The following is a 21,436-nucleotide window of genomic DNA, read 5'->3' as shown; positions in this document are numbered from 1 at the left end:
TAGCCGGCGAAAGCCGGCTTTTTTGTCACTATCGAACTTAATAAATTATGATGTGCTCCGTTTTTGTTGGCGCGCATTCACCGCAATCACAGCACAACTACTGCAAAGCACCAAGACGATACTCACTGGCAATAAGGTCATATTGTACAAAGCGGCAGATAATGCACTGACTGACGCGCCTGTCATATGCTGAGAAAAGCCAAATACCGCAGAAGCCGAACCTGCATTTTTAGCAAAGTAGTCAAAATAACAAGCCTGCGCGTTCGGGCCAATCCCGCTGATAGCACCAACAGCAAGCGCAAAACCAATAAAAACCAAAACGATATTATTGGCAAAATAGAGTGCGCATAGCAGTATCATTAAGCCACCACTGAGCTGTATTAATAAAAATGCACATAATAAAGTATGCGGCTGATAATAATTTAACAACCAGGCATTCAGCCGGTTGCTGATAATAATCACCAGCACATTTAGCGAAAAAAACAGCGCGAAGTCATTCGCCGATAACGCAAAATATTGCATGTAAATTAACGGAGAATTGGTTAAAAACACCATCAATACGGAATAACCAAAACATTGCGCCAATAGATACTTGATAGCTTGCCGGTGGCTCAGAATCTCTAAAAAAGATGATCTGGCGACATTTGTATGGGGTGACTTTCCGACATCCGGCAATAATTTTATGGTTGCAAATGCGATTGAAAAGGCGAATACCGCTAAAAAAATAAAAATCGCAGGCCAATTGGCAAACTGTAAAATTAACGAACCAATACCGGGTGCAATTGCAGGTGCGATCATCATTATCAAAGCGACCAATGCAAAAAGTTTGGCGGCATCTGCACCTGAAACCCTGTCTCTGATTAACGCGGGTACACAAACAGATGATATTCCGCCACCCAAAGCTTGCACTACTCTAAAAATCCAGAAACTCTCGATATTCTGTGTGGTGGCTATCAGGCAGGACGAAATCGCAAAAATGCTGATCCCCAATAACATGATATTGCGCCGGCCATGGATATCCGATAATGGCCCACCTATCAGTTGACCAAAAGCCAAACCAAAAACATATAAACTAACGGTCACGCTGACCCATTCAGCTTCACTATTTAAATCCTGTGCGATTATTGTTATCGCAGGTAAATAGGTGTCAATGGCAAAAGGTGATAGCGCAAAAATAGAAGCGAGCAAAACCGTAAGCGCTTTTGAAATATGAGTTGTCATACGACTCCGTTTTTGCTTTTTAAATCATCTACTGAGTATTTAAAAGTCTTTGGAATGAGGAACATTATAACGTGATTAGTTTTATACATCGAAAATAATAGACTATCCTTAATGTTAAGATTTTTAAACCTGCCTAATCAACAAGAGCGATTTAAATAACTTGATGAAAACATTGCAAATTGCTTTTTTTTCAATATTTTCTGCATTTTTTCAATCTGCCGTGAGTGCCCAATCGGCCAGTCGTGCGCTATCTAAGGTTGAAACTGTTACCATTTTTACGCATATGGGGAGTGAGAGTAGTACAGATACACGTAATTTATATGACAAAAAAATACTGAAACTGGCATTAGATAAAACCGTTGATGAATATGGCCCTTATCGCATGGTTGCCAGCGAAAAAGGTTTAACTTTACAGCGTTTAATGAAATTGGCTGAAACCGGATTCTATCATAATTTTTTCTTTAAATTTTCAGCAACCGATGAAATGACAAAACGTTTTCTGGCCATACAAATCCCGGTCGATCGCGGAATTGTCGGTTTTCGTGTCGCGTTTGTCCATGCCGACAGTAAAAATAAATACGCCAACGTGCGCACCACAGAAGACCTGCAAAAATACTCTATTATTCAAGGGATAGGCTGGCTTGATAGCGATATTCTAAAAGAAAATGAGTTAAGTGTTTTTAAAGTTTCAGGTTACGACAATATGTTTGAGATGATCTCGCGCAAACGGGCTGATTTGTTTTTTCGCGGTATTAATGAAGTAGAAGAAGAGTTACACAATTTTCAGCAACAGCACCCAAATTTAATCGTTGAGCCTAATATTTTGTTGCAATATCCGTTGCCCCGATTTTTTATGACAGCAAAAAGTAATACAGAACAAGCTAAAAGAGTGGAATTGGGATTAAAACGTGCTTTTGCTGATGGCAGTTTTGTTGAACTTTGGAAAACTTATTATTTACCCAGTATTGAGACTGCCCAATTGTCCGGCCGTCGTATCATTCAGCTAGAAAATCCCTATATTAAAAACCTTGATTCAGGTTATACACAGTACAACTTTTCAGTCAGTGAGTTGTTGCGAGAGTAAAGGCGCTAAAATCTTGTGAATAATGTTTAGCACTGAATCATCGGGTGAGGGAACAAAGAGTAAATAAATCGAATAGAAAAAAACGGCCCATGAAGAGCCGTTATTCGTTTAATTTTTTGCTTATCTTTTATCCAAGCGTGACATATAAACCAATTAAAATTAAGAACACACCTAACCCCGCAATACGGAAGCTGGGCGTTGTCGCCATATCTATGCCTTCTAAATCTAATGCCTTCGGATCGTCTTTATTACCCATTAGTACGGTTACCAGTACAGACAAGATTAAACAAATCACAAAAATAATCGCCATACGATTTAAGAAAGGTATTTCAGGGGCCAGCACTTTTAACAATATCGACAGAGCAAACGAACCTATTGCGGCAATCAAAGCTGAATAAACATTGGCTTTTTTCCAAAACATACCTAATAAGAAGATAAGTAAAATACCCGGTGTAAAAAAGCCGGTATATTCCTGAATATATTGGAATGCCTGTTTAGAACTGGCCAACAAAGGCTGAGCCGTCAACATGGCTAATATAAGTGATACAAATACCGTGATACGACCCACTTTTACCAATTGCTGCTGCGACTGATTTTTCTTAAAGTGGCTATAAATATCCATCGTAAAGATGGTTGAAATACTGTTACACATAGAGGCAATCGAAGATACGATAGCAGCCACTAGAGCAGCAAACGCCAGACCGCGGAAACCTTCAGGTACCAGTTTTAACAGCTCTGGATATGCTTTATCAGGCGTATCTGCAATTTCAGGTGACAATAAGAAAGCGGCGATACCCGGAATAACCACAATTATCGGCATAAAAAGCTTCATATAGGCCGCAAAACAAATACCTTTTTGTGCTTCTTGTAAACTTTTAGCTGCCAATGCGCGTTGAATAATATATTGGTTGAAACCCCAATATGCCATGTTGACTATCCACTGACCACCCAATAACATCCAGATGCCAGGTAATTGATCGTAGCCGTGTTGGTCTTCTTCTAAGAGTAAATCAAACTTATCGTTCGCGTGATTAAACAGATAATCCATCCCTTCGCTTGCACCAGCTGTTGGCGCAACAAACTGAATACCTATTGCTTCCAGTGCCACATATAAGGTGACTATGCCACCAATGACCAATAGAACAACTTGCACAATATCGGTTAAAGCAACCGCTTTTAGACCACCATATAGAGAGTAGGCAACCGACAAAACGCCCAAAAATATCAAGCCGTAAATAATGTTTACATCTGCCACTGTATTCATGGCTAATGCACCCAACCACAGCACTGACGTTAAGTTTACAAATATATAAATGCCTAACCAGAAAATAGCCAGTACGGTTCGTACGTTCGTGCTATATCTGTGCTCAAGAAATTGCGGCATGGTGTAGATATTTTGGTGCAGATAAATCGGTAGAATCCATTTCGCAATGATGATGAGTGACGCGGCAGCAATGAGCTCATAAGCTGCAATTGAAAGACCAATGTCGTAACCTGCACCCGTCATACCAACGATTTGTTCGGCCGATATATTAGATGCGATTAACGAGCCACCAACAGCCCACCAAGGCAGTGATTTACTTGCAAGGAAATAATCTGAAGCGTTTTTATCATGGCCGGGCTTTTCACGGGAAACCCACGAAGCCAGCGAAATGATAAAAACGATATACATAGCAAATATCGCTACGTCAATTGTTGATAAATACATAAAAGGCCAAACCTCTCGTCATAAGTATTGCTGCTTATTGACGCCGCAGGCGCCAAACTATCTAAAAGCGTTAAGTCCAATGAACGAACGCCTATTCGTTAACAAGATAATACGAATAAACAATGGTTAATATTATGTTTATGGTATTACTAAATGTAAATATAACGGTTTTTTAAGCAATAAAATAGGCCTTATAGATAAAAACTGTAAAATAGTAGTACTAATTGGGTGATCTAGAGGTCAGCATCACTCGAAACTCGAAACTCGAAACTCGAAACTCGAAACTCGAAACTCGAAACTCGAAACTTGAAACTCGCAGCTAAAATGTAGGTCGGGACTTTAGTCCGACACAAGCAGGAAGCACAAATATAGAAATAAAACCGCCACCCCAAAGGAACACCCCCAAGCTCGATGCTCTCAACTCGTCGCTCGCAACTAAAATGTAGGTCGGGACTTTAGTCCGACACAAGCAGGAAGCACAAATATAGAAATAAAACCGCCACCCCAAAGGAACACCCCCAAGCTCGATGCTCTCAACTCGTCGCTCGCAACTAAAATGTAGGTCGGGACTTTAGTCCGACACAAGCAGGAAGCACAAATATAGAAATAAAACCGCCACCCCAAAGGAACACCCCCAAGCTCGATGCTCTCAACTCGTCGCTCGCAACTAAAATGTAGGTCGGGACTTTAGTCCGACACAAGCAGGAAGCACAAATATAGAAATAAAACCGCCACCCCAAAGGAACACCCCCAAGCTCGATGCTCTCAACTCGTCGCTCGCAACTAAAATGTAGGTCGGGACTTTAGTCCGACAAAAGCAGGGAGCACAAATGTAGAAATAAAATTGTCACCCTAAAGGAACACCCTACAATGAACTTGAAACTTGAAACTTGAAACTTGAAACTTGAAACTTGAAACTTGAAACTTGAAACTTGAAACTTGAAACTTTTTGCTCGTCGCTCAAGTCACATATAACCTTTCCAATTAACGTGCTTGTTCTCTTCTTTACTTAAAACAACAACCTCGGTACCAGACATAATATCGTGCAAAGCGCGTTTTTTACTCCACGGAAAAATAACCCACAGATTACTCAAACCAAACAAAGAAAAGAGCAAGCGTAAAACACATTGCAAATGCGTTAATTTGTCACCATCTAAACTGCGCAACTGCAAACGCCAGGTTTTCATTCCAGCGGTTTGACCACCACGGCGCCAAAACCAAATATAAAATCCAAAAAAGCAGAATATTAAATAAAAACGATAAAGCCAGTTCGTTCGTGCATACTCAGACACATCCATACCCATTGGCAGTTCAATCAACTGCATCGCATTTAAAGCATAAATAAAAGCCAAAGCTAAAGACGAAGCCAGCAACATCAAGGCGGTAATAATTAATGCATCATATACCCAAGCACCTAAACGGCGAACAAAACCAGCTCGCTTTGTAATTGGAGAAGTAGAAGGGGCATGAACATGATTTGATTGCGAAGACATAAAATATACTTACTAAAAACAAGCTGCGAATAAGGCCATATATAATACGGTTTATCACGCATACTGCAATTTAATATAAGCTTGCATGAAATTTAATCAAACAAACATAAAAATTAAAAAAACTACTTGCCAGAAACACTTAGCTTTGTATAATGCGCGTCACTCTTTCGAGTTATCTCCCCAGTGCCTGGGTGGCGAAATTGGTAGACGCAGCGGATTCAAAATCCGCCGGAGTAACATCCGTGACGGTTCGAGTCCGTCCCTAGGCACCATATTCAAACAAAAAAATTTTGATAAAAATCATCTAATTAAAGAAACTAAGATTAAATCTTAGTAACTGAAAATAATCTATCAATTTTTCTTAATTTAACGGTTAAGTCCTGTGCCACCCCAGCAATTGAGCTGAAGTTATAATATGAACCTGTTTCGTTTGAAGCTTGTTTAAATATTCGTCACACCAGTCAATTTGAGCATTTAAAGTCATAAACTCTTTTCTCAATGTCATATAAACCAGAGCATCAAGTGGTTTAAATATCGTTAGGCCTCTATTTACCAATCGATACCCAAAATACATTGAATTGAAAAGTTGCTTAGCGTTTTATATTACTCTTTGACCATTACACATAAAACTGTCAGCTTTTTTTACATTAAAACGCGGGGATATCAATAAGTAACTCCATGTAACTGAAAAATATAATAAAAAATTAAGTGGCCCTTTTTTTGCTTTGACTTTTGTTTGTTAAATTTTTCAAAAGCAGGATTGCTAATTCTAATGATAAACCCCGATTCGCCTCTAAACCAACCCTTAAAAAACTCTAACCACTCTAGTTTTTTGTGTTCAATACTATTCGCGTTTGTTTTTTTTAATACCCAAACTGTGTTCGCCACGCCAACTTGTGAGCCAATTCCTTCTCCACTAATTGGAACATATACTATAAGTGCGAGTGAGTGCAGGAGTAACGCGACAGCACTCGATATCTTTGGTCAACTATACAATAGGGGGACTGTTACCAATACAAGTGACGGTGATATCAATATCGGTTCAGGCTTTACAGGCGAATTTTACAACGAAAATACCCTAATTAATTATGGGCGTATCGTTAGTCAAGCCTTCTATTTTGAAAATGATAAAACGTTTATCAACGAAGGGACGATGAATTACGCTGGAGGGGTTGTGAGCAATTTAGGTGAGACTAATAACAAGGGGGATATGACCGTTAGCTTCTTTTCAGAATACCATAATGAGGGGACTGTAACCAATCAGGGTAATTTTATGAATGATGGTCACTTTTTCAACACTGGCAACATAGCAAATACAGGTGCTTTTATAAATAATGGTATATTGGGTTACCCGTACTTGAGTTATGGTGTCCCTACTGTCAACGACATTGCTAACAGCGGCATCTTAGTCAATAACGACAACCTCAGTAGCACGACTATAACTAACATTGGGGCGCTGACAAACAGCGGTACGTTAACGAATACTGATGCTTTTACCAATAGTGGAACCATAACTAACGATGGTATCTTACTCAGTGGAAACACTCTGACCAATTATAGCACCATAACTAACGATGGTATCTTACTCAGTGGTAACACTCTGACCAATTATGGCACCATAACTAATAGTGGCTCATTTAGCTTTAATGAAGATGAAGAGTATCTCTCTATCGCGAGGTTAGACAACGCGGGTATTTTAATTAATACAAGTGATGGTGTTTTAAATTGGAATACAAACGCCCTGATTATTAATAGTGATACAATCGAAAACCATGGTGATATCAATATCGGTTCAGGCCTTACAGGCGAATTTTATAACGAAAATACCCTAACTAATTATGGGCGTATTGTAAGTCAAGCCTTCCATTTTGCAAACGATAAAACGTTTAACAACGAAGGGACGATGCATTACGCTGAAGGTATTGTGAGTAATTTAGGCGAGACCGATAACAAGGGTGATATGACCGTTGGCCTATTTTCAGAATACCATAATGATGGGACTGTAACCAATCAAGGTAATTTTATTAATGATGGTCGCTTTATCAACACTGGCAATATAGTAAACACGGGTGCTTTTGTAAATAACGGTACCTTGGATAACCCGTACGTGAGTTTCGGTGTCCCTATTGTCAACGAAATTGCCAACAGCGGTATCTTAGTAAATAACGGCGACCTCAGTAGCAAGACTATAACCAACAGTGGTACTTTGACGAACAACGGTACGCTAACGAATGCCGATGCTCTTAACAATAATGGCATATTGGATAACCAAGGTACGATTCACGTAAATGTCAATGCGAGTATCAACAATACAGGCGGCGTCGTTAATAATACCGGTACCATTGAGTATGCTGGGTCTTCTTTGTTAGATGGTACCCTTCACAATAGTGGGATTATCCATATTAGCCCAGAGGAGGTGTTAACGTTATCGGGTAACCTATCTGGCTCAGGTGGTTTTGTCGGTGACACCTACTTAAATGATATTACAATTAATCCGGGTAATAGTCCGGGGCAATTAAGTTTCACTGACAGCATTTGGGATGACGTTGTTTTAAACATTGAATTTGGTCGTGCCTCGGATGGCAGCTTATTATTTGATAGTATTTTTATCGACGGTGATCTGACTTTGTTTAATCCGATAAGTCTTAGCTTTAATTTGCTCGATGGCCTAAGTTGGGATGATTTGAGTGGTACGTCGTTTGACTTCTTTGCGGTTACCGGCAATGTCGCAGATGCTGATGGTGCGCCATTGGCGATTACTGACTGGTTTAATGGTTTAAGCGATGGTATGAATATAAGTATCACGACCTTAAGCGAGGGCTGGTCGTTTGCGTTGAATTTTGTCGATGATTCAGGTTCATCTGATGGTGACTCCAATCCTTCAAGTCGACCCACTGCAGTGCCTGAACCAAGTACTCTAGCTTTGTACTTCATTGCAATATTCACATTATTTTTGTGGCGTCGCCGAGCCATTTAAAAATGAAAGGCGCTGTTAGCGCCTCATCTTAATCTGTGCATGTTAAATCTTTGGCTAACGAAGTTGCTTTTCACTCGGGCTGGCGCAGGATTCACGTGTGACCAATTCACAAGGTATTTGAATGCGAGTATTAAAAGATTTGGGGTGGTTAAGTTTATTAATCAGCAACCGGGCTGCTTCTTCGCCAATTTCGTAAGGTTGCTGTTTAATAACGGTAATCGGCACTTTAAAAAACTCTGCATTCGGGATTTCTTCAAAGCCTAATAACGAAACACGGTCGGGAATGCTAATATCGGCATCGTTTAATGTTTTTAACACATCAATGGTAATGGCAATTTGCTGGGTAAAAAATGCGGTCGGTGGTGTATCCGATTTTAAAATTTCAAGCGGACAGCGCTGTAAACCTGTTTGCCGGTTCCAGTAAACGATTAAATCTTCATTAACCGTCAGGTTAAACTTATTATGCGCTTCTACAAAACCCTGAAACTTATCGTGTCTTGATTTCACCGTTTCAAACTGCTGTGTCACAAAACATATTTGTTTGTGGCCCAATTCCAGCAGGTATTTGGTCGCTTCACACGAGGCGCGTTTATAGTCGGCAACCACAACACTGGTATCACAATCTTCGTGCTCTAACTGAAACTGAATGACAGGCACAGTATTGCGCGAGGTTTCTTCGATAAGTGATGCATTGGTTCCGCACGAGGCAATAACGATACCGTCAACGTTTAACAGGCAGAGTGCTTTAATGGCACTTTCTTCTGTTTTGGGGTCAAAATCGGTATTGTAGATAATCAGATCATAACCATGATTTTTGCAATAATCGTCCATACCGCGAATTGCTTGCCCGGTGTAATTACTTGAGATATCCCTAACAATCACACCCAGCGTGCGGGTTTTATTGGTTTTAAGGCTGCGCGCAATGTTGTTTGGCACATAGTTCAGTTCTTCGACTGCTTTTTGAATTCGCAAGCGTGTCTCTAACGACATAAAATCAAAACGTCCGTTTAAAAATTGTGAAGCCGTGCTTTTTGAAACACCGGCTTTTGTCGCTACATCTATTAATCTTACTTTTTTATTCATTTATATTGCTACCTTGCTTGCTGGCATCTGTAAACTGATGCCAGAAGTTGGTTTTAATTTATATCACAGTTATTCCGTCATCGCTTTGGGCGCACTAAGCTGCAAGTGTGAAAATGTTACGCTGGTATAATTGCCATCTGCTTTATCGGTTTGCCAGTCGCCCGTCCCAGGACACGCAGGGTAGCGAAAGCTGGGGCATCTTTGGTGCTGCACTGGTTGTATGCACCGGCTTTAAAAAATAACCAGTCTTTTAAGTAACCTTGCGGATGATCATACTGATCAATATCGCCGTTTGCATCTTGATTATTCGCTAAATTTATTTTGTGTTTAACCGTCGGATGATTTTCTGATGAAAATTCCAAGTACATAGTATCGCCATATACGTTTACGATGTAACTAAACTCTTCACCCAATGCAATGCCTTTTGCACCCGGATCTTCATCACTTTCCCAACCATGGCCCCATACTGGGTAATCAATATCGATACGGTTGGGATCATCTTTGACTAGATTTCGTTCATAATTCCAAAATACCGAGCCAGTTGCATGATGCGGAAATTTTTTGTAATAAATTTTAAGTGGCTCATTGCCCCAGCCAAAACCTGAGCCTTCTTCTTTTATCTCGTCTAACTTGCCAGCATGAATTTGTCCAACCACAACAGAATAGGCAGGTGGTTTGTCGGCATATTTAGCATTTAAAGAAACATGATTAACTTTTAAGCTGGCTTCCATGCGTGCGCCCACCGAGGCAAATTGTTTTGCTTGCGGGTGTGAAGCTAGCGCAAAATAACTTTTCGGGTTACGCTCACCGACTTTGTCATCTGTATCTTCGTCAAATACCTGTCTCAATTCGCTGCGAGTGTTGGTTGAATTCGGGGTGGTAATCGCTTTATTCGGCGATGCAAAAACCATATGTTGGTTGTCATCCAGATAAAAATAGTTGGCAATTTGATAGCTTGCTAAATCTTTGGCACTGATGGTGTCGGCATTGCCACTTTGGTCTAAATCGAGTGGGATGGTTAAATTCCATTTACTCAGGTCAAAAACCTGTCCGGGTGTTTTGTGTGCGCTACTGGTTTTGCTGGTCGCGCTTGCAGTACTGGCAGATAAAGCTGTGTTTGTCGGTTCAGCAGTATGACTTGTACAGGCTGTTAAGCTAATCAGTCCGGTGACCGTTGCCATACAGGCAAGGCGTGTTTGCTTTAATGTAATCATTTTTTGTGCTCCATTTAACTTGGCTTACAACAACAGGTTGTGAATGGCGACAGAGAAAAAGCAAAAATCCAGGAGGCAAGACAAGGGGGGGAAGCCTACCTCCCAGATTTTTACTAAAAATTGTGGTTAAAACTTACCGCGTACACCAAAGGTAATGCGGCGATCGGCTTCACTGTATAACCAAGGGCTGTCAAGCTCGGTGACTTGACGAATTGGCTCACCTGTTAAGTTAACGGCATTCGCTATCACGGTGAAATGTTCATTGACATCGTAGCTGGCAGAAACGTCGAACTGACCACGTGAATCCCGATAGTTATTCCCTAATGTTGGGTCAAAGAAAGGGGCATCCGGATCGGTTCGGTTGTATATACCAGTGGCAAGTGCACCGACTGGACGAACACGTTTTTCATCTTGGCTATCTAGATATTTGTCACGCCAGTTATAGGCGACACGCAGCTGAATACCATCACTTTCCCAGTAAATCTGACCATTGAAGGTATGGTTTGAGATATTCAGTAGCGGGTTGCCATCAGGTTGTTCACTGTCGGCATAGGTGTAGTTAGTTGCAAAACCTAAACCTGGAATAAAGTCTAATTGTTGCTGGTACGCTAATTCTAAACCGACAACTTCACCGCTGCCGCCGTTCACGTCGGTATCTATTACAATACCGGTCAAGCCGGCATCGCGCTGCGCTTCAACATAGGCTAAATCTTGGTTGCCGGTTGCGTATGTTACGTCAGATTGGCTCACGCCGGCTGTATCCAACAAACAAACATTGACGTATTCTGTTACGTTTTGCCCTGTGATAGTATCCGGATCGGCAACACATGAGCTGCTGCTAACGGTAAAAGATTGTACATCTTTATAGAAAATCGCAGCGGAGGCCATCCCCCCATTGGCAAAATAATGCTCAGCTGAGAAGTCATATTGAGTAACACGGTAAGGGTCTAATTTATACGAACCTTGAGTCCCCGTTACCAGTGAGTTATCGACACTTAGGGCAGGGCTTAATTCGCCAAAGTCGGCGCGGCGCATAACTTTTGCCGCAGCAAAACGCAAGATGGTTTCATCACTTAGGTTATAGCTTAGGTTTAAGCTAGGTAAAAAGTCAGAATAGTCATACTGGCCTGTTTCATCATAGGTATTTGAAACCAGTTCTGTTGCAACATAACGTGCGCCTACTACTGCGGTAATATAATCAAAATCTAAATTAAACTGAGTATACAAGGCTTGCGTTTTTTCATTGATGTTAGCGTATGAACCTGTATTGCGAACCATGTTGTCGTCTAAGCTGCCGGTTAATGCATGGCTACTGCCATCTAACATTTGTTTAACTCTGTCGTAAGTACCATTAATGTCGTACGCTAACAATGCACCATCGTATACCCAGTAATGGGTTAGGGCGTTATTGCCGGAAATGCCGTTTTGTTCAAATGAATTTGCGTGGTTAATTTCTTTAAATCCGCCGTATGCGTCATCAAATTCGTCGGCCCAGGTTGGTCGCACAACCCCATTGTATGAAACACTGGTTTGCAGGTTTTTCAGCTCGCTGCCATTGTTGCGTAAATCATGTCTGTCCAGTTCGTAGTCTCTATCTGTTGTGCGCACACCGGCTTTGACAGAGCGGATAAATGCGATGCCAAAAGGTTCGCTGTATTCAAGGTCGAGCCGTATCGCAGTTTCTTCATTATCTATCGTATATCTTTGGTGGGTAAATTGGCGAATGGCCAAATTATCTGGATTTAACAAGGCATCAGAGTCTGAGAAGGCGATACCAGGTACTTTATCACCCTCTTGTGTCATGGTAATGGTAAACAAATGTTCTGTAATTGTACCGTCTGCTTCGTATTGTTCACGCGAAATGGGGCGTAAATTAAATTCTGATTTGGTGCGTAAGGCTTCCGATTTAGTGTAAGCCACTTCGCCGGATACTTTCAGTTGATCTGTTAACTGAAATTCGCCCCCAAGCGCGTTTGAAGTCGATTCATTGGTGGTAAAATCTGCCCAGGTTTTGGGTTGCACAAAAACACTGCCCGAGCCAAAGTTATGTAATTGGCCGTGGTTGTCACCGTATGCACTGTTGAGTACTAAATCAGAATAATCTTTGCTGTCATTGAGTACTGAGTAGGCTTCTTGTCCACCGTCCAGTTCGGTTGCATTGATATCTAAATAGACAAAGCCTTCTAACTCTTTTGGTGCCCACTGCAATGAGATACCGTATGCGGTGCGGTCGCGTTTTTCTGTTTTTTGTTCAGCGGTATTCTGGCTTCGGACTAAAAAGTTACCGCCTGCATTGTTGGCTTGTTCGCTGATGCCGTCGCCGTCTAAATCTAATTCTGTTGGGGTCACTAGGTTAAAAAATTCATCGCGGCGTAAAGTTCTGTCTTGTATGGCTAGAATGGCGGACGCACCAAATGAACCCGCATCACCTAGATCCCAGTTTGTGCCTGCTGATATGTTAAAGCGGGGTGCCCAGTTTTCGGTTTTATCGGCATATTCAGCATCTAAAGTAAAAGCGACCAGTGGTTCTTTTAATTCAAGTGGGCGAACGGTTTTCATATTAATGGTACCGCCCAGAGCACCTTCTATCATTTCCGGCGTAGGTGATTTAATCACTTCTACGGTTTTTAAAAAGGTAGAAGGAAAATCCTCTAAGCTGATGCCGCCGCGGCCACTGCCAGAAGTTGAACGACCATTAAGTTCAACCCGGTTTTGTGAAATACCACGAATGGTGACAGACTCGCCGACACCAAAATTTGAGCTAATGGATACCCCGGTAATACGTTGCAGCGCTTCTGCAATATTATTATCTGGTAGTTTGCCAATGTCTTCAGCCACGACCGCATCTACAATGCGCGTATTAAAGCGTTTTTGCCGAGCTGATTCAGCCATACTGCCAGCTAAACCTTTTACTTCGATAACTTCTACGTTTTCATTTTGTGCATCTTGAGCTTGTGCCATTAAAGGCAATCCCATTGTTGATGCAGATAAAATTGCTAGGGTTAGTTTAGATAATTTTTTGTTCATGTTTTGTGTCTCCAAGTAGTGAGCCTGCTAAACACTCGTAAGCTTCTGCTACAACATTGAAGTTAAATACCAAGTGTTCTTGGACAATTAATTTGCAACTAAATCGGTTTAGTCTGGATTTAAAAAATTTTAACAACTAAATCGGTTTATCTTTTTGTTGCCAATAACCCAGATGCCCTTAGGGTTAACATTACATTCACATAAAATGAAATTAAGATCAATCTATTGTTCAATAAAAATATCACTATTTTTTATAAAAATAGTTTAACTTGTTGTTTTTGTTGTTATTAATTTATTTTTTATTGTGCTTTGAGTGTTGGGTGAATTTTGAATTGTTAAAAACACACACCGAGATAAAGTGCAGATTGTGGTTTGTACCTTGTCTATCGTACTTGGGTATTCATACAAAAACTGCATGGTATTTAGTAAATGGATAAACCGTTAAATGTAAAATATTAGTGTAGTTTTGCTGTTTTTTGCATATTTTAATGGGTTGACAAGTAAATTTCTCGTGATAAATTGAATTTAGCTAAAACGGTTTAGTTTTGTTTTTGAGGTTTGAAAGCTGATTTAAAGGTCGTTGTTATATCAAAGGTATGACGCGATTTATCCTGAAAATATTGAATAAATACATGAATTTTAAGGTAATAAAATGAATACACTCGTTGGTAAAAATGTATTGGTGACCGGTGGCGCTAGTGGTATTGGTGGTGCGATCTCCGCAGCGCTGGCTGCACAAGGTGCAAATGTGATTGTTCACTACTATCGTTCGAAAGAAGCGGTTGAAGTTTTGCAAAATGAAGTTTCAGAAGCTGGGGTGGGTAAAATTATTCCGTTGCAGGCAGATTTAACCGCTGAAACTTCGGTTAATGAATTTGCGCAAAAGGTTGCAGCGCAAGTTGGTGCGCTAGATGTGTTGGTTAATAACACAGGTGACTTAGTAGAACGCTATGCGCTTGATTCCGTTAAAAATGAATTTTGGGAAAAGGTGATGGCGGTCAACTTAACGTCTATGATGATGGTAAGCCGAGCGTTATTACCGTTATTGAAAAAAGCGCAAGATGGCGCGTCAATTGTCAATCTTTCTTCTTTAGCCGGGCGAAAAGGTGGTCATGCGGGTTCCTTGGCGTACTCCACATCAAAAGGTGCGGTACTAACCTTCAGCCGTTCTTTGGCGTCAGAGCTTGCTGAACATCAGATTCGGGTCAATGCAATTGCACCCGGTTTAATTTTAGGTACGCGTTTTCATGCAACTCATACAACGGACGAATCAGCCAATAAAACCATCGGTGAAATTCCGTTGAAACGGGCCGGTAATCCATTTGATGTTGCCAGAGCCGTTGTATTTTTAGCTTCTGAATATAATGGTTTTATAACGGGGGCAACAATTGATATTAACGGTGGTGTATATATGGCTTAAAGGCCATTTATATATTAAATGCAACGATTATTGAGGTTTGATATGCCATCAATTTTTAAAAAGATTATGAGTTTTGGCCCTGCGTTTTTCGCAATCGGTTATACCATAGGTACGGGCAGCGTAACGTCGATGATCGTTGCCGGTAGTAACTATGGAATGCAACTGTTGTGGGTTTTGTTTTTAAGTTGTTTGTTTTCGGGGGCACTGATTTACGCATATGGTAACTTTGCCATTGTTACCGGCAAAACCGCACTTTACAGTTTTAAACAACATCTAAAACTTGGTAAGCCAATTGCCATTATGATTATTATTGGCGTGACCTTCGGCCAATGGAATTCTTTGATGGGGATCCTGGGGATTTCATCTAACATTATTTTTGAAATGCTGGCTTTGTATTCTCCCTCCCTTGTCGACTATAAATATCAAACGGTGTTGGCGATCGCCGTCACTGTGATTGCAACTATGTATGCCATCATGTTGATTGGTAAGTACTCGTTGTTTGAAAAAATTCTGGTGATGTTTGTCTCCTGTATGGGGATTTCGTTTGTATTTTCGCTGTTTATCGTACATCCGTTACCGTCTGAAGTGGTTGCCGGTTTTGTGCCGACGATCCCAGAAGTTGAAGGCGGGAAAATGATGGTTGCCGCATTTGTTGGCACTACGATGGCCGCCGCTACTTTTCTTTCTCGACCCTTATTTATTCAGGGGAAAGGTTGGAATATGGCTCATCAGCAACAGCAGAAAAAAGATGCCTTTGTCGCCGCCGCTTTGGTTTTTATTATCAGTGCATCTGTTATGGCAGTTGCGCATGGCGCTTTGTATCACCAAGGCAGCAAAATCACCCATGTGTTAGATATGGTAAACGCGCTTGAACCGATAGCCGGTAAAACCGCATTAACCGTATTCTTTTTTGGCACGTTAGCGGCCGGTTTATCGTCGGTATTCCCGTGTTTACTTATTGCTCCTTTATTGGTGGCTGATTATCGCTCGGGGAAATTAGATACTCGCTCAACTCAATTCAGGGTTATCACGGGTGTTGCATGTGTATTGGCATTAACTATCCCAGTGTTTGGTTTTAATCCGATTAAAGGACAAATTTTAACTCAGGTGTTTAATGTTTTTGTTTTGCCTTTAGTCATTATTGGAATTTTATCGATCATCAATAATAAAAGTTTGATGAAAGAACATGTAGCGGGCAAGTCGCTTAATGTGATTCTGGTATTTGCGCTATTGTTTGCGATTGCGATTTCAATCAATGGGGTGGTGGCCATTGTAGGTCAATTTAGTTAAGGCCTAATTTAACTGAGGTTCACTATTACTATAACCGAATGAACGAGCGCAAATTCAACTTAATGTAAAATTCTAAGAGAGTTTTCCAATGTTAATTGTTGTTGCTGGGGTCTCTGGTACGGGTAAATCAACAATTGGTCAAAAATTGGCAGAGCAAATTAATTTGCCATTTTTTGATGCCGATGATTTTCATCCAGAATCCAATATTACAAAAATGCGCCATGGCACACCATTAACCGATGCTGATCGTTGGCCATGGTTATGTGAGCTGGCTGAGCTGTTGGCAGAATATGAATCCAAGGGCGGTGCTGTGTTGGCTTGCTCGGCATTAAAAGAAGTATATCGCGAATGTTTAGCCAGCAAATCACAACAGCCATTGCAGTGGATCATACTTACCGGCAGTTTTGAGCTGTTATCTGAGCGCATTAATAACAGACATAATCACTTTTTTGACGGCCGTATTTTGGCGTCGCAACTGTCGACTTTTGAGTCGCCAGACTATGGTCTCATTGTTGATGTTAAAAATAGCATCGACAGTGTCGTTAATCAGGCTATCGATTATTTGCAGACACAATCTGCATAATTTTTTGCAAACAAATAAGGAACTGTAAGATGTTTAAGTTACCGTTAACAAAAGTCAGTCAGCGGGTTTTCTTACTCTTGTTATTGGCTTGTCCGCTGTTCAGTCATGCGCAAGTTGTTAACAACATAGAGCAATTTAATCAAGCGGTTAAAACCCTTGCGCCGGGCGATACACTGGTGATGGCAAACGGGGTGTGGCGTGATGTCGAGTTGGTGTTTAAAGGCAAAGGGCATAAAAACAAGCCTATTAAATTAAAGGCACAAACGCCGGGCAAAGTGATCATTTCAGGGCAATCTAATTTAAGCTTTTCCGGTGAATATTTAGTGGTTGAAGGCTTGGCTTTTAAAGATGGCTACACGCCAACGGGTGAAGTCATTGCTTTTCGCACGTCACTCGATGATTTAGCAAACCACTCACGTTTAACCAACGTTGTGGTCGATGATTTTAGCCATCCTGAACGCCAGTTATCCGATTTATGGGTCGCTGTGTATGGTAAAAACAATCGTATCGATCACAATACGTTTGTCAATAAACGCAACCGCGGTGTAACGTTTGCGGTACGCATGAATTCAGAAGGTAGCCGTAAAAATAACCATATTATCGAGTATAACTATTTTGGCCCACGTCAGGTTTTAGGGGCTAATGGTGGTGAAACTTTGCGTATTGGTACCAGCCACTATTCACGTGAATATGCAAATACTCTGGTGCAGTACAATTATTTTGACCGGACCAATGGCGAGCATGAGATAATTTCAAATAAATCCAGTGGCAATACTTTCCGCGGTAATGTTTTTTATGAAGCGCAAGGGACCTTAACCATGCGCCATGGTCACTATACAAGGGTTGAAAACAACTACTTTTTAGGCAACCGAAAACCCAATACTGGCGGTATCCGCATCATTAATGAGCATCAAACCGTTAATAACAATTATTTGTATGGACTCACGGGGCATCGTTTCCGCGGTGCTTTGGTGATTATGAATGGTGTGCCGAACTCTCCACCAAACCGATATGATCCAGTGATCGAATCGACTATGAATAATAATATTGTTATCGACAGTGATTATATTCAGCTATGTGCCGGAGCCGATGCTGAGCGTTCTGCGCCGCCAAGTAGTACAGAAATGCAAAATAACATCATTATGGGGAAACATAACCTGTCGCCATTTACCGTTTTTGACGATATTTCTGGCATTAGTTTTAAAGGTAATGTGCTCAATAAAGACGCCAGCAACCCGATTCAATCCGGTTTTAGCTCCGAACCTTATTCAGTGCGTGAGAATCAATATGGATTGCGTGTGCCAGCGCAAAAGCTGATCGACAAAATTGCTTTTGGTGAAGTTAAATTACCTGTCACTAAAGCAGAAACAGGGGCAAACTTTTACCCGAAACAAGATCGACATGTGGCGTTTCAAAGTGGTCAAACGCTTCTGGTTAAAGCCGGCACAGATACGCTTGTGAGCGCATTAAATCGCAGCCAACCGGGGGATACTTTGGTGTTAGAAAACGGCGGCGAGTATTTGTTAACACGTTTTGCGAATATCCAACATCCAGTGACAATTATGGCTAAAGCCGGTGAAAAGCCGATTATTCGTTCAGAGAAGCCGAGCTTTATTGTAATTGAAAATGGAGGTGCGCTAGAAGTTGAAAATTTATGGTTTGATGGTGCTGAATCGCCTGATTATAAAGGCAACAGTGTGATCCGTACCAGTCGTTATTCAATGAATATTAACTATGCTTTGTCGGTTCGTAATGTCAAAGTAACGGATTTAAACGTCAACGGCTTTTTCTATTTCTTTAAAGCGCATCCGGGCACTTTTGCAGACTATATCGAAATTCTTGATTCTGAAATGGTTAATATTACAGGTGCTATTTTACAGCTAAATAAAGAAACAGATGATTTAGGTGTGTACAGTGTTGAAAATTTAACCTTGTCAGGTAATACCTTTAAAGATATTAAAGAAGAGGTCGCAACTGTATATCGCGGTGGCACAGATGAAAGTACATTTGGTCCTATGGTGACGGTAAACAATAACCGTTTGATTAATGTAGGGAAAGGTTCAACCCATAGAAGCGGCGCTTCAATGTACTTTCATGGGGTACAAAAGCTACATATTGCCAACACAGAGTGGGATAACAGTGCGCCATTAGAATTGTATTTAACCAATGGCGAGCCTATTACCTTGATTGAAGATATTCAACTTAAAAATACCCCTAAAATCCGTGCGAATAATACGGGTTATCAGCTAAATAACGTCACGTATAAATAAGCTTTCGAGCTTCAATAAAATAACGTAACGCCCAACCTAAGCTATTAATGGTTATGTTGGGCTTTGCGTTTTAACGCGATCAATTTATCGATATTTTGCATTGAATGTTGTATCAGATAACAGGGTTGTAATAATCCTAGATGAAACAAGTGCAAAACAAAATCATCATTCAGACCCGCTAATTTATCGATTGCAATGGTATATAAACCATTTAATGTCGAATGCGACACATTGAGTTTTTTCCCGCCTAGTTTTACCGGTTCTAATAAACCGTACTCCTGTAGTGTACTGACAAAGTGTTGTGTGGGATGAGCCGCCTGATAAATCTGTTCTAACAGCGCCATTTTTTCACGTAAATACGCAGTTGGTTTGCCACTGTCCGTAAACAAGGGTTCGCCTTCATTTGGGTTGACGCTTGGGTTTTTCACATCAACAAATATTTGGCCATTAGATTGATCCACTAAAAATGGCTGTCTGGCAAAAGCCAATGGAATTTCTGGTGTCAACCAATGGCCATGCTGAAAGCAGACATTTTCGTGTTCTTCAAAACCCAGCAGGGCCACCAAGACAAGTTCATCTGCATGGCCATGGTGTGAAAAACACAGTGGAAAATGCGCCGCTAATTTGTCTACTTCTGGCAATAACACGGGTGCCATATGGGTATGGTTGTGCAGATAGTTGGTATCACCAGTCTTAACGCATAATTGTTGATGTTTAGCTTGGCTGAGAATCTGATAGTCGGTTATCATTTTTTAGCCCTCTTGTTTGCGTGTTGATCTAATGAGTCTAGTTGCTCAAGGTGTTATTTGTCAGGCATAACAATCAAAACATTGGCTGTAAAATGTCGCGATCTGTAAACAATTCTTATACGCTTCGATCAATAAGGTTGTAGGCAGCAACGTTTCGTATTGGCCTGCTTTGTTGCGCCCGTTGGATTGCAAATCAATACAAAAGATTACATTCGATAACAGATATTTAACGATTTCTCTTTTATGCTTATTGTTAATTTATAGCAGTAGTCAGTAGCACTAATCAGTCACATTTAATCGGCAACGTTGAATCAATAACGTTAAATCAGTAACGTTTAATCAGTAACAAGGAGTCATAATGAACAAGATAAAATATCTAACTGGATGCGTATTTTCAGTGGTATCGGTTGTTTTAGTGGGTTGCGACGATGATATTGAATTTGAGATCCCAGAAGCAGAAAAGCACATTCGAGTATATCAAGATGACCAAATGTTAGCATGTGATCCAGCAAGTGCGATCGCGCTTTCAACCAGTGCCCAGTTGTTAGCTGAAAACAGCATTGAAATTCATTGTAGCCAAAAAGGATACGATGGTTTTTCGTATCCCGAATCCTGTGGTTCAGATACCGGCAGCATAAACGTATTTACCATTCACAAAGGCGATTTGAACGAAGCTGAAACACTTGGTTTTGCGCCTTTATCTGATTTACCGGAGGCGGTTGTTGATAGACACTGTGAATACAAGGTCATCAGTGATCATAAAAAATTCCATTTATTGGCTGATGTAAAAGCAGCAATTGAAGATTGGCAAGACACAGACACGCAAGATTACGAGTTTGAATTTCAGCAATCTTTTGTTGATTGTCCTAATGTTGCGGCACCACCAAAAGTGAGAGTTACCGTCGAGAATGAGGTGATCACACAAGTATATGACTTGGACAATCAACAGTTTTTAAATAATCTGGATGATTATCAAACCATCAGCGCGTTATTAGAAGCGTTTAAATTACAAATTTGGATGACACCTAGAAAAGCTGCACTGAGTGCCAGTGAGTTAGATAAGTTACCCGAATATAGCGAGCAGGGTGTGCCGTTGAGTTATTACTACGACCAAGGCAGTGCGGCTTGTGATGCGCCTAACACTCAGCTCAGTAATTTTGTTGATTTGAGCTCAAACTAAACGACATACAGGTACTATTTACAATTCATCTTTAATGAGCGGGCCGTAAAGGCCTGCTCTTTTTCCGCAATACAATGATTCTGCAACGCACTACCATTATTCAGCCAAACAATTATCCAGCAATTATCCAGTAATTA

General features: G+C 40.8%; 13 protein-coding genes, 1 tRNA gene and 1 pseudogene. 8 read left to right on the top strand and 7 right to left on the bottom strand.

Features of this window, described 5'->3' with window-relative positions:
* Window positions 1–45: 45 nt before the first annotated feature.
* A complete protein-coding gene (locus tag FNT16_RS03775; protein WP_143870293.1) occupies window positions 46–1,221 on the bottom strand; it encodes a multidrug effflux MFS transporter in 1,176 nt (391 codons plus the stop codon).
* 163 nt (window positions 1,222–1,384) lie between these two features.
* Here FNT16_RS03775 and FNT16_RS03770 point away from each other — a divergent pair, with 163 nt between their 5' ends.
* On the top strand, window positions 1,385–2,305 hold the full coding sequence (locus tag FNT16_RS03770) for a type 2 periplasmic-binding domain-containing protein (protein ID WP_143870292.1): 921 nt from the start codon (window positions 1,385–1,387) through the stop codon (window positions 2,303–2,305).
* 127 nt (window positions 2,306–2,432) lie between these two features.
* On the opposite strand, the gene FNT16_RS03765 is transcribed toward FNT16_RS03770, so the two are convergent.
* Together FNT16_RS03765 and FNT16_RS03760 are read right to left on the bottom strand one after the other, a co-directional pair.
* Window positions 2,433–4,013 carry a sodium:solute symporter family transporter gene (locus tag FNT16_RS03765; protein ID WP_143870291.1) on the bottom strand — a complete coding sequence of 527 codons (1,581 nt, stop codon included), beginning with the start codon at window positions 4,011–4,013 and terminating at the stop codon, window positions 2,433–2,435.
* A gap of 965 nt (window positions 4,014–4,978) precedes the next feature.
* On the bottom strand, window positions 4,979–5,506 hold the full coding sequence (locus FNT16_RS03760) for an RDD family protein (protein ID WP_143870290.1): 528 nt from the start codon (window positions 5,504–5,506) through the stop codon (window positions 4,979–4,981).
* Between the two features lie 185 nt (window positions 5,507–5,691).
* Here FNT16_RS03760 and FNT16_RS03755 point away from each other — a divergent pair.
* Both FNT16_RS03755 and FNT16_RS03750 read left to right on the top strand, forming a co-directional pair.
* Window positions 5,692–5,778 (top strand) — tRNA-Leu (locus FNT16_RS03755).
* 500 nt (window positions 5,779–6,278) lie between these two features.
* Window positions 6,279–8,483 (top strand): PEP-CTERM sorting domain-containing protein, encoded by a 2,205-nt coding sequence (locus FNT16_RS03750; RefSeq protein ID WP_143870289.1) that lies wholly within the window; start codon window positions 6,279–6,281, stop codon window positions 8,481–8,483.
* 54 nt (window positions 8,484–8,537) lie between these two features.
* Here FNT16_RS03750 and FNT16_RS03745 read toward each other — a convergent pair whose 3' ends face one another.
* The 3 genes and pseudogenes from FNT16_RS03745 to FNT16_RS03735 all read right to left on the bottom strand — a co-directional run bounded on the left by FNT16_RS03745 (window position 8,538) and on the right by FNT16_RS03735 (window position 13,807).
* Window positions 8,538–9,566, bottom strand: a complete 1,029-nt coding sequence (locus FNT16_RS03745; RefSeq protein ID WP_143870288.1) for a LacI family DNA-binding transcriptional regulator — start codon at window positions 9,564–9,566, stop codon at window positions 8,538–8,540.
* 69 nt (window positions 9,567–9,635) lie between these two features.
* Window positions 9,636–10,747, bottom strand: a pseudogene (locus FNT16_RS03740) (polysaccharide lyase family 7 protein).
* A 159-nt stretch (window positions 10,748–10,906) separates the two neighbouring features.
* The gene (locus FNT16_RS03735; protein WP_143870287.1) at window positions 10,907–13,807 is read right to left on the bottom strand and encodes a TonB-dependent receptor; all 2,901 of its coding nucleotides are present in this window, start codon (window positions 13,805–13,807) and stop codon (window positions 10,907–10,909) included.
* Window positions 13,808–14,459: 652 nt separating this feature from the next.
* On the opposite strand from FNT16_RS03735, the gene FNT16_RS03730 reads away from it, so the two are divergent.
* The 4 genes from FNT16_RS03730 (at window position 14,460) to FNT16_RS03715 (ending at window position 19,370) form a co-directional block, all read left to right on the top strand.
* Entirely contained in the window at window positions 14,460–15,227 is a 768-nt protein-coding gene (locus tag FNT16_RS03730; RefSeq protein ID WP_143870286.1) for an SDR family NAD(P)-dependent oxidoreductase, read from the top strand.
* A 42-nt stretch (window positions 15,228–15,269) separates the two neighbouring features.
* Complete coding sequence (locus tag FNT16_RS03725; RefSeq protein ID WP_143870285.1) at window positions 15,270–16,517, top strand: Nramp family divalent metal transporter; 1,248 nt, start codon at window positions 15,270–15,272, stop codon at window positions 16,515–16,517.
* Between the two features lie 88 nt (window positions 16,518–16,605).
* Window positions 16,606–17,100 carry a gluconokinase gene (locus FNT16_RS03720; RefSeq protein ID WP_143870284.1) on the top strand — a complete coding sequence of 165 codons (495 nt, stop codon included), beginning with the start codon at window positions 16,606–16,608 and terminating at the stop codon, window positions 17,098–17,100.
* A gap of 29 nt (window positions 17,101–17,129) precedes the next feature.
* Window positions 17,130–19,370, top strand: coding sequence for a polysaccharide lyase 6 family protein (locus FNT16_RS03715; RefSeq protein ID WP_143870283.1), 2,241 nt, complete (start codon window positions 17,130–17,132; stop codon window positions 19,368–19,370).
* Between the two features lie 44 nt (window positions 19,371–19,414).
* Here FNT16_RS03715 and FNT16_RS03710 read toward each other — a convergent pair whose 3' ends face one another.
* Window positions 19,415–20,119, bottom strand: a complete 705-nt coding sequence (locus FNT16_RS03710; RefSeq protein WP_143870282.1) for a SapC family protein — start codon at window positions 20,117–20,119, stop codon at window positions 19,415–19,417.
* A 358-nt stretch (window positions 20,120–20,477) separates the two neighbouring features.
* Between FNT16_RS03710 and FNT16_RS03705 the strand changes: the two genes are divergently transcribed.
* Window positions 20,478–21,299, top strand: a complete 822-nt coding sequence (locus FNT16_RS03705; RefSeq protein WP_143870281.1) for a DUF6174 domain-containing protein — start codon at window positions 20,478–20,480, stop codon at window positions 21,297–21,299.
* Window positions 21,300–21,436: the final 137 nt, after the last annotated feature.

Source organism: Catenovulum sediminis (assembly GCF_007289895.1).
In the GTDB taxonomy this organism is placed as follows: Bacteria; Pseudomonadota; Gammaproteobacteria; order Enterobacterales; family Alteromonadaceae; genus Catenovulum; species Catenovulum sediminis.
This window is presented reverse-complemented; position numbering and strand designations above follow the sequence as displayed.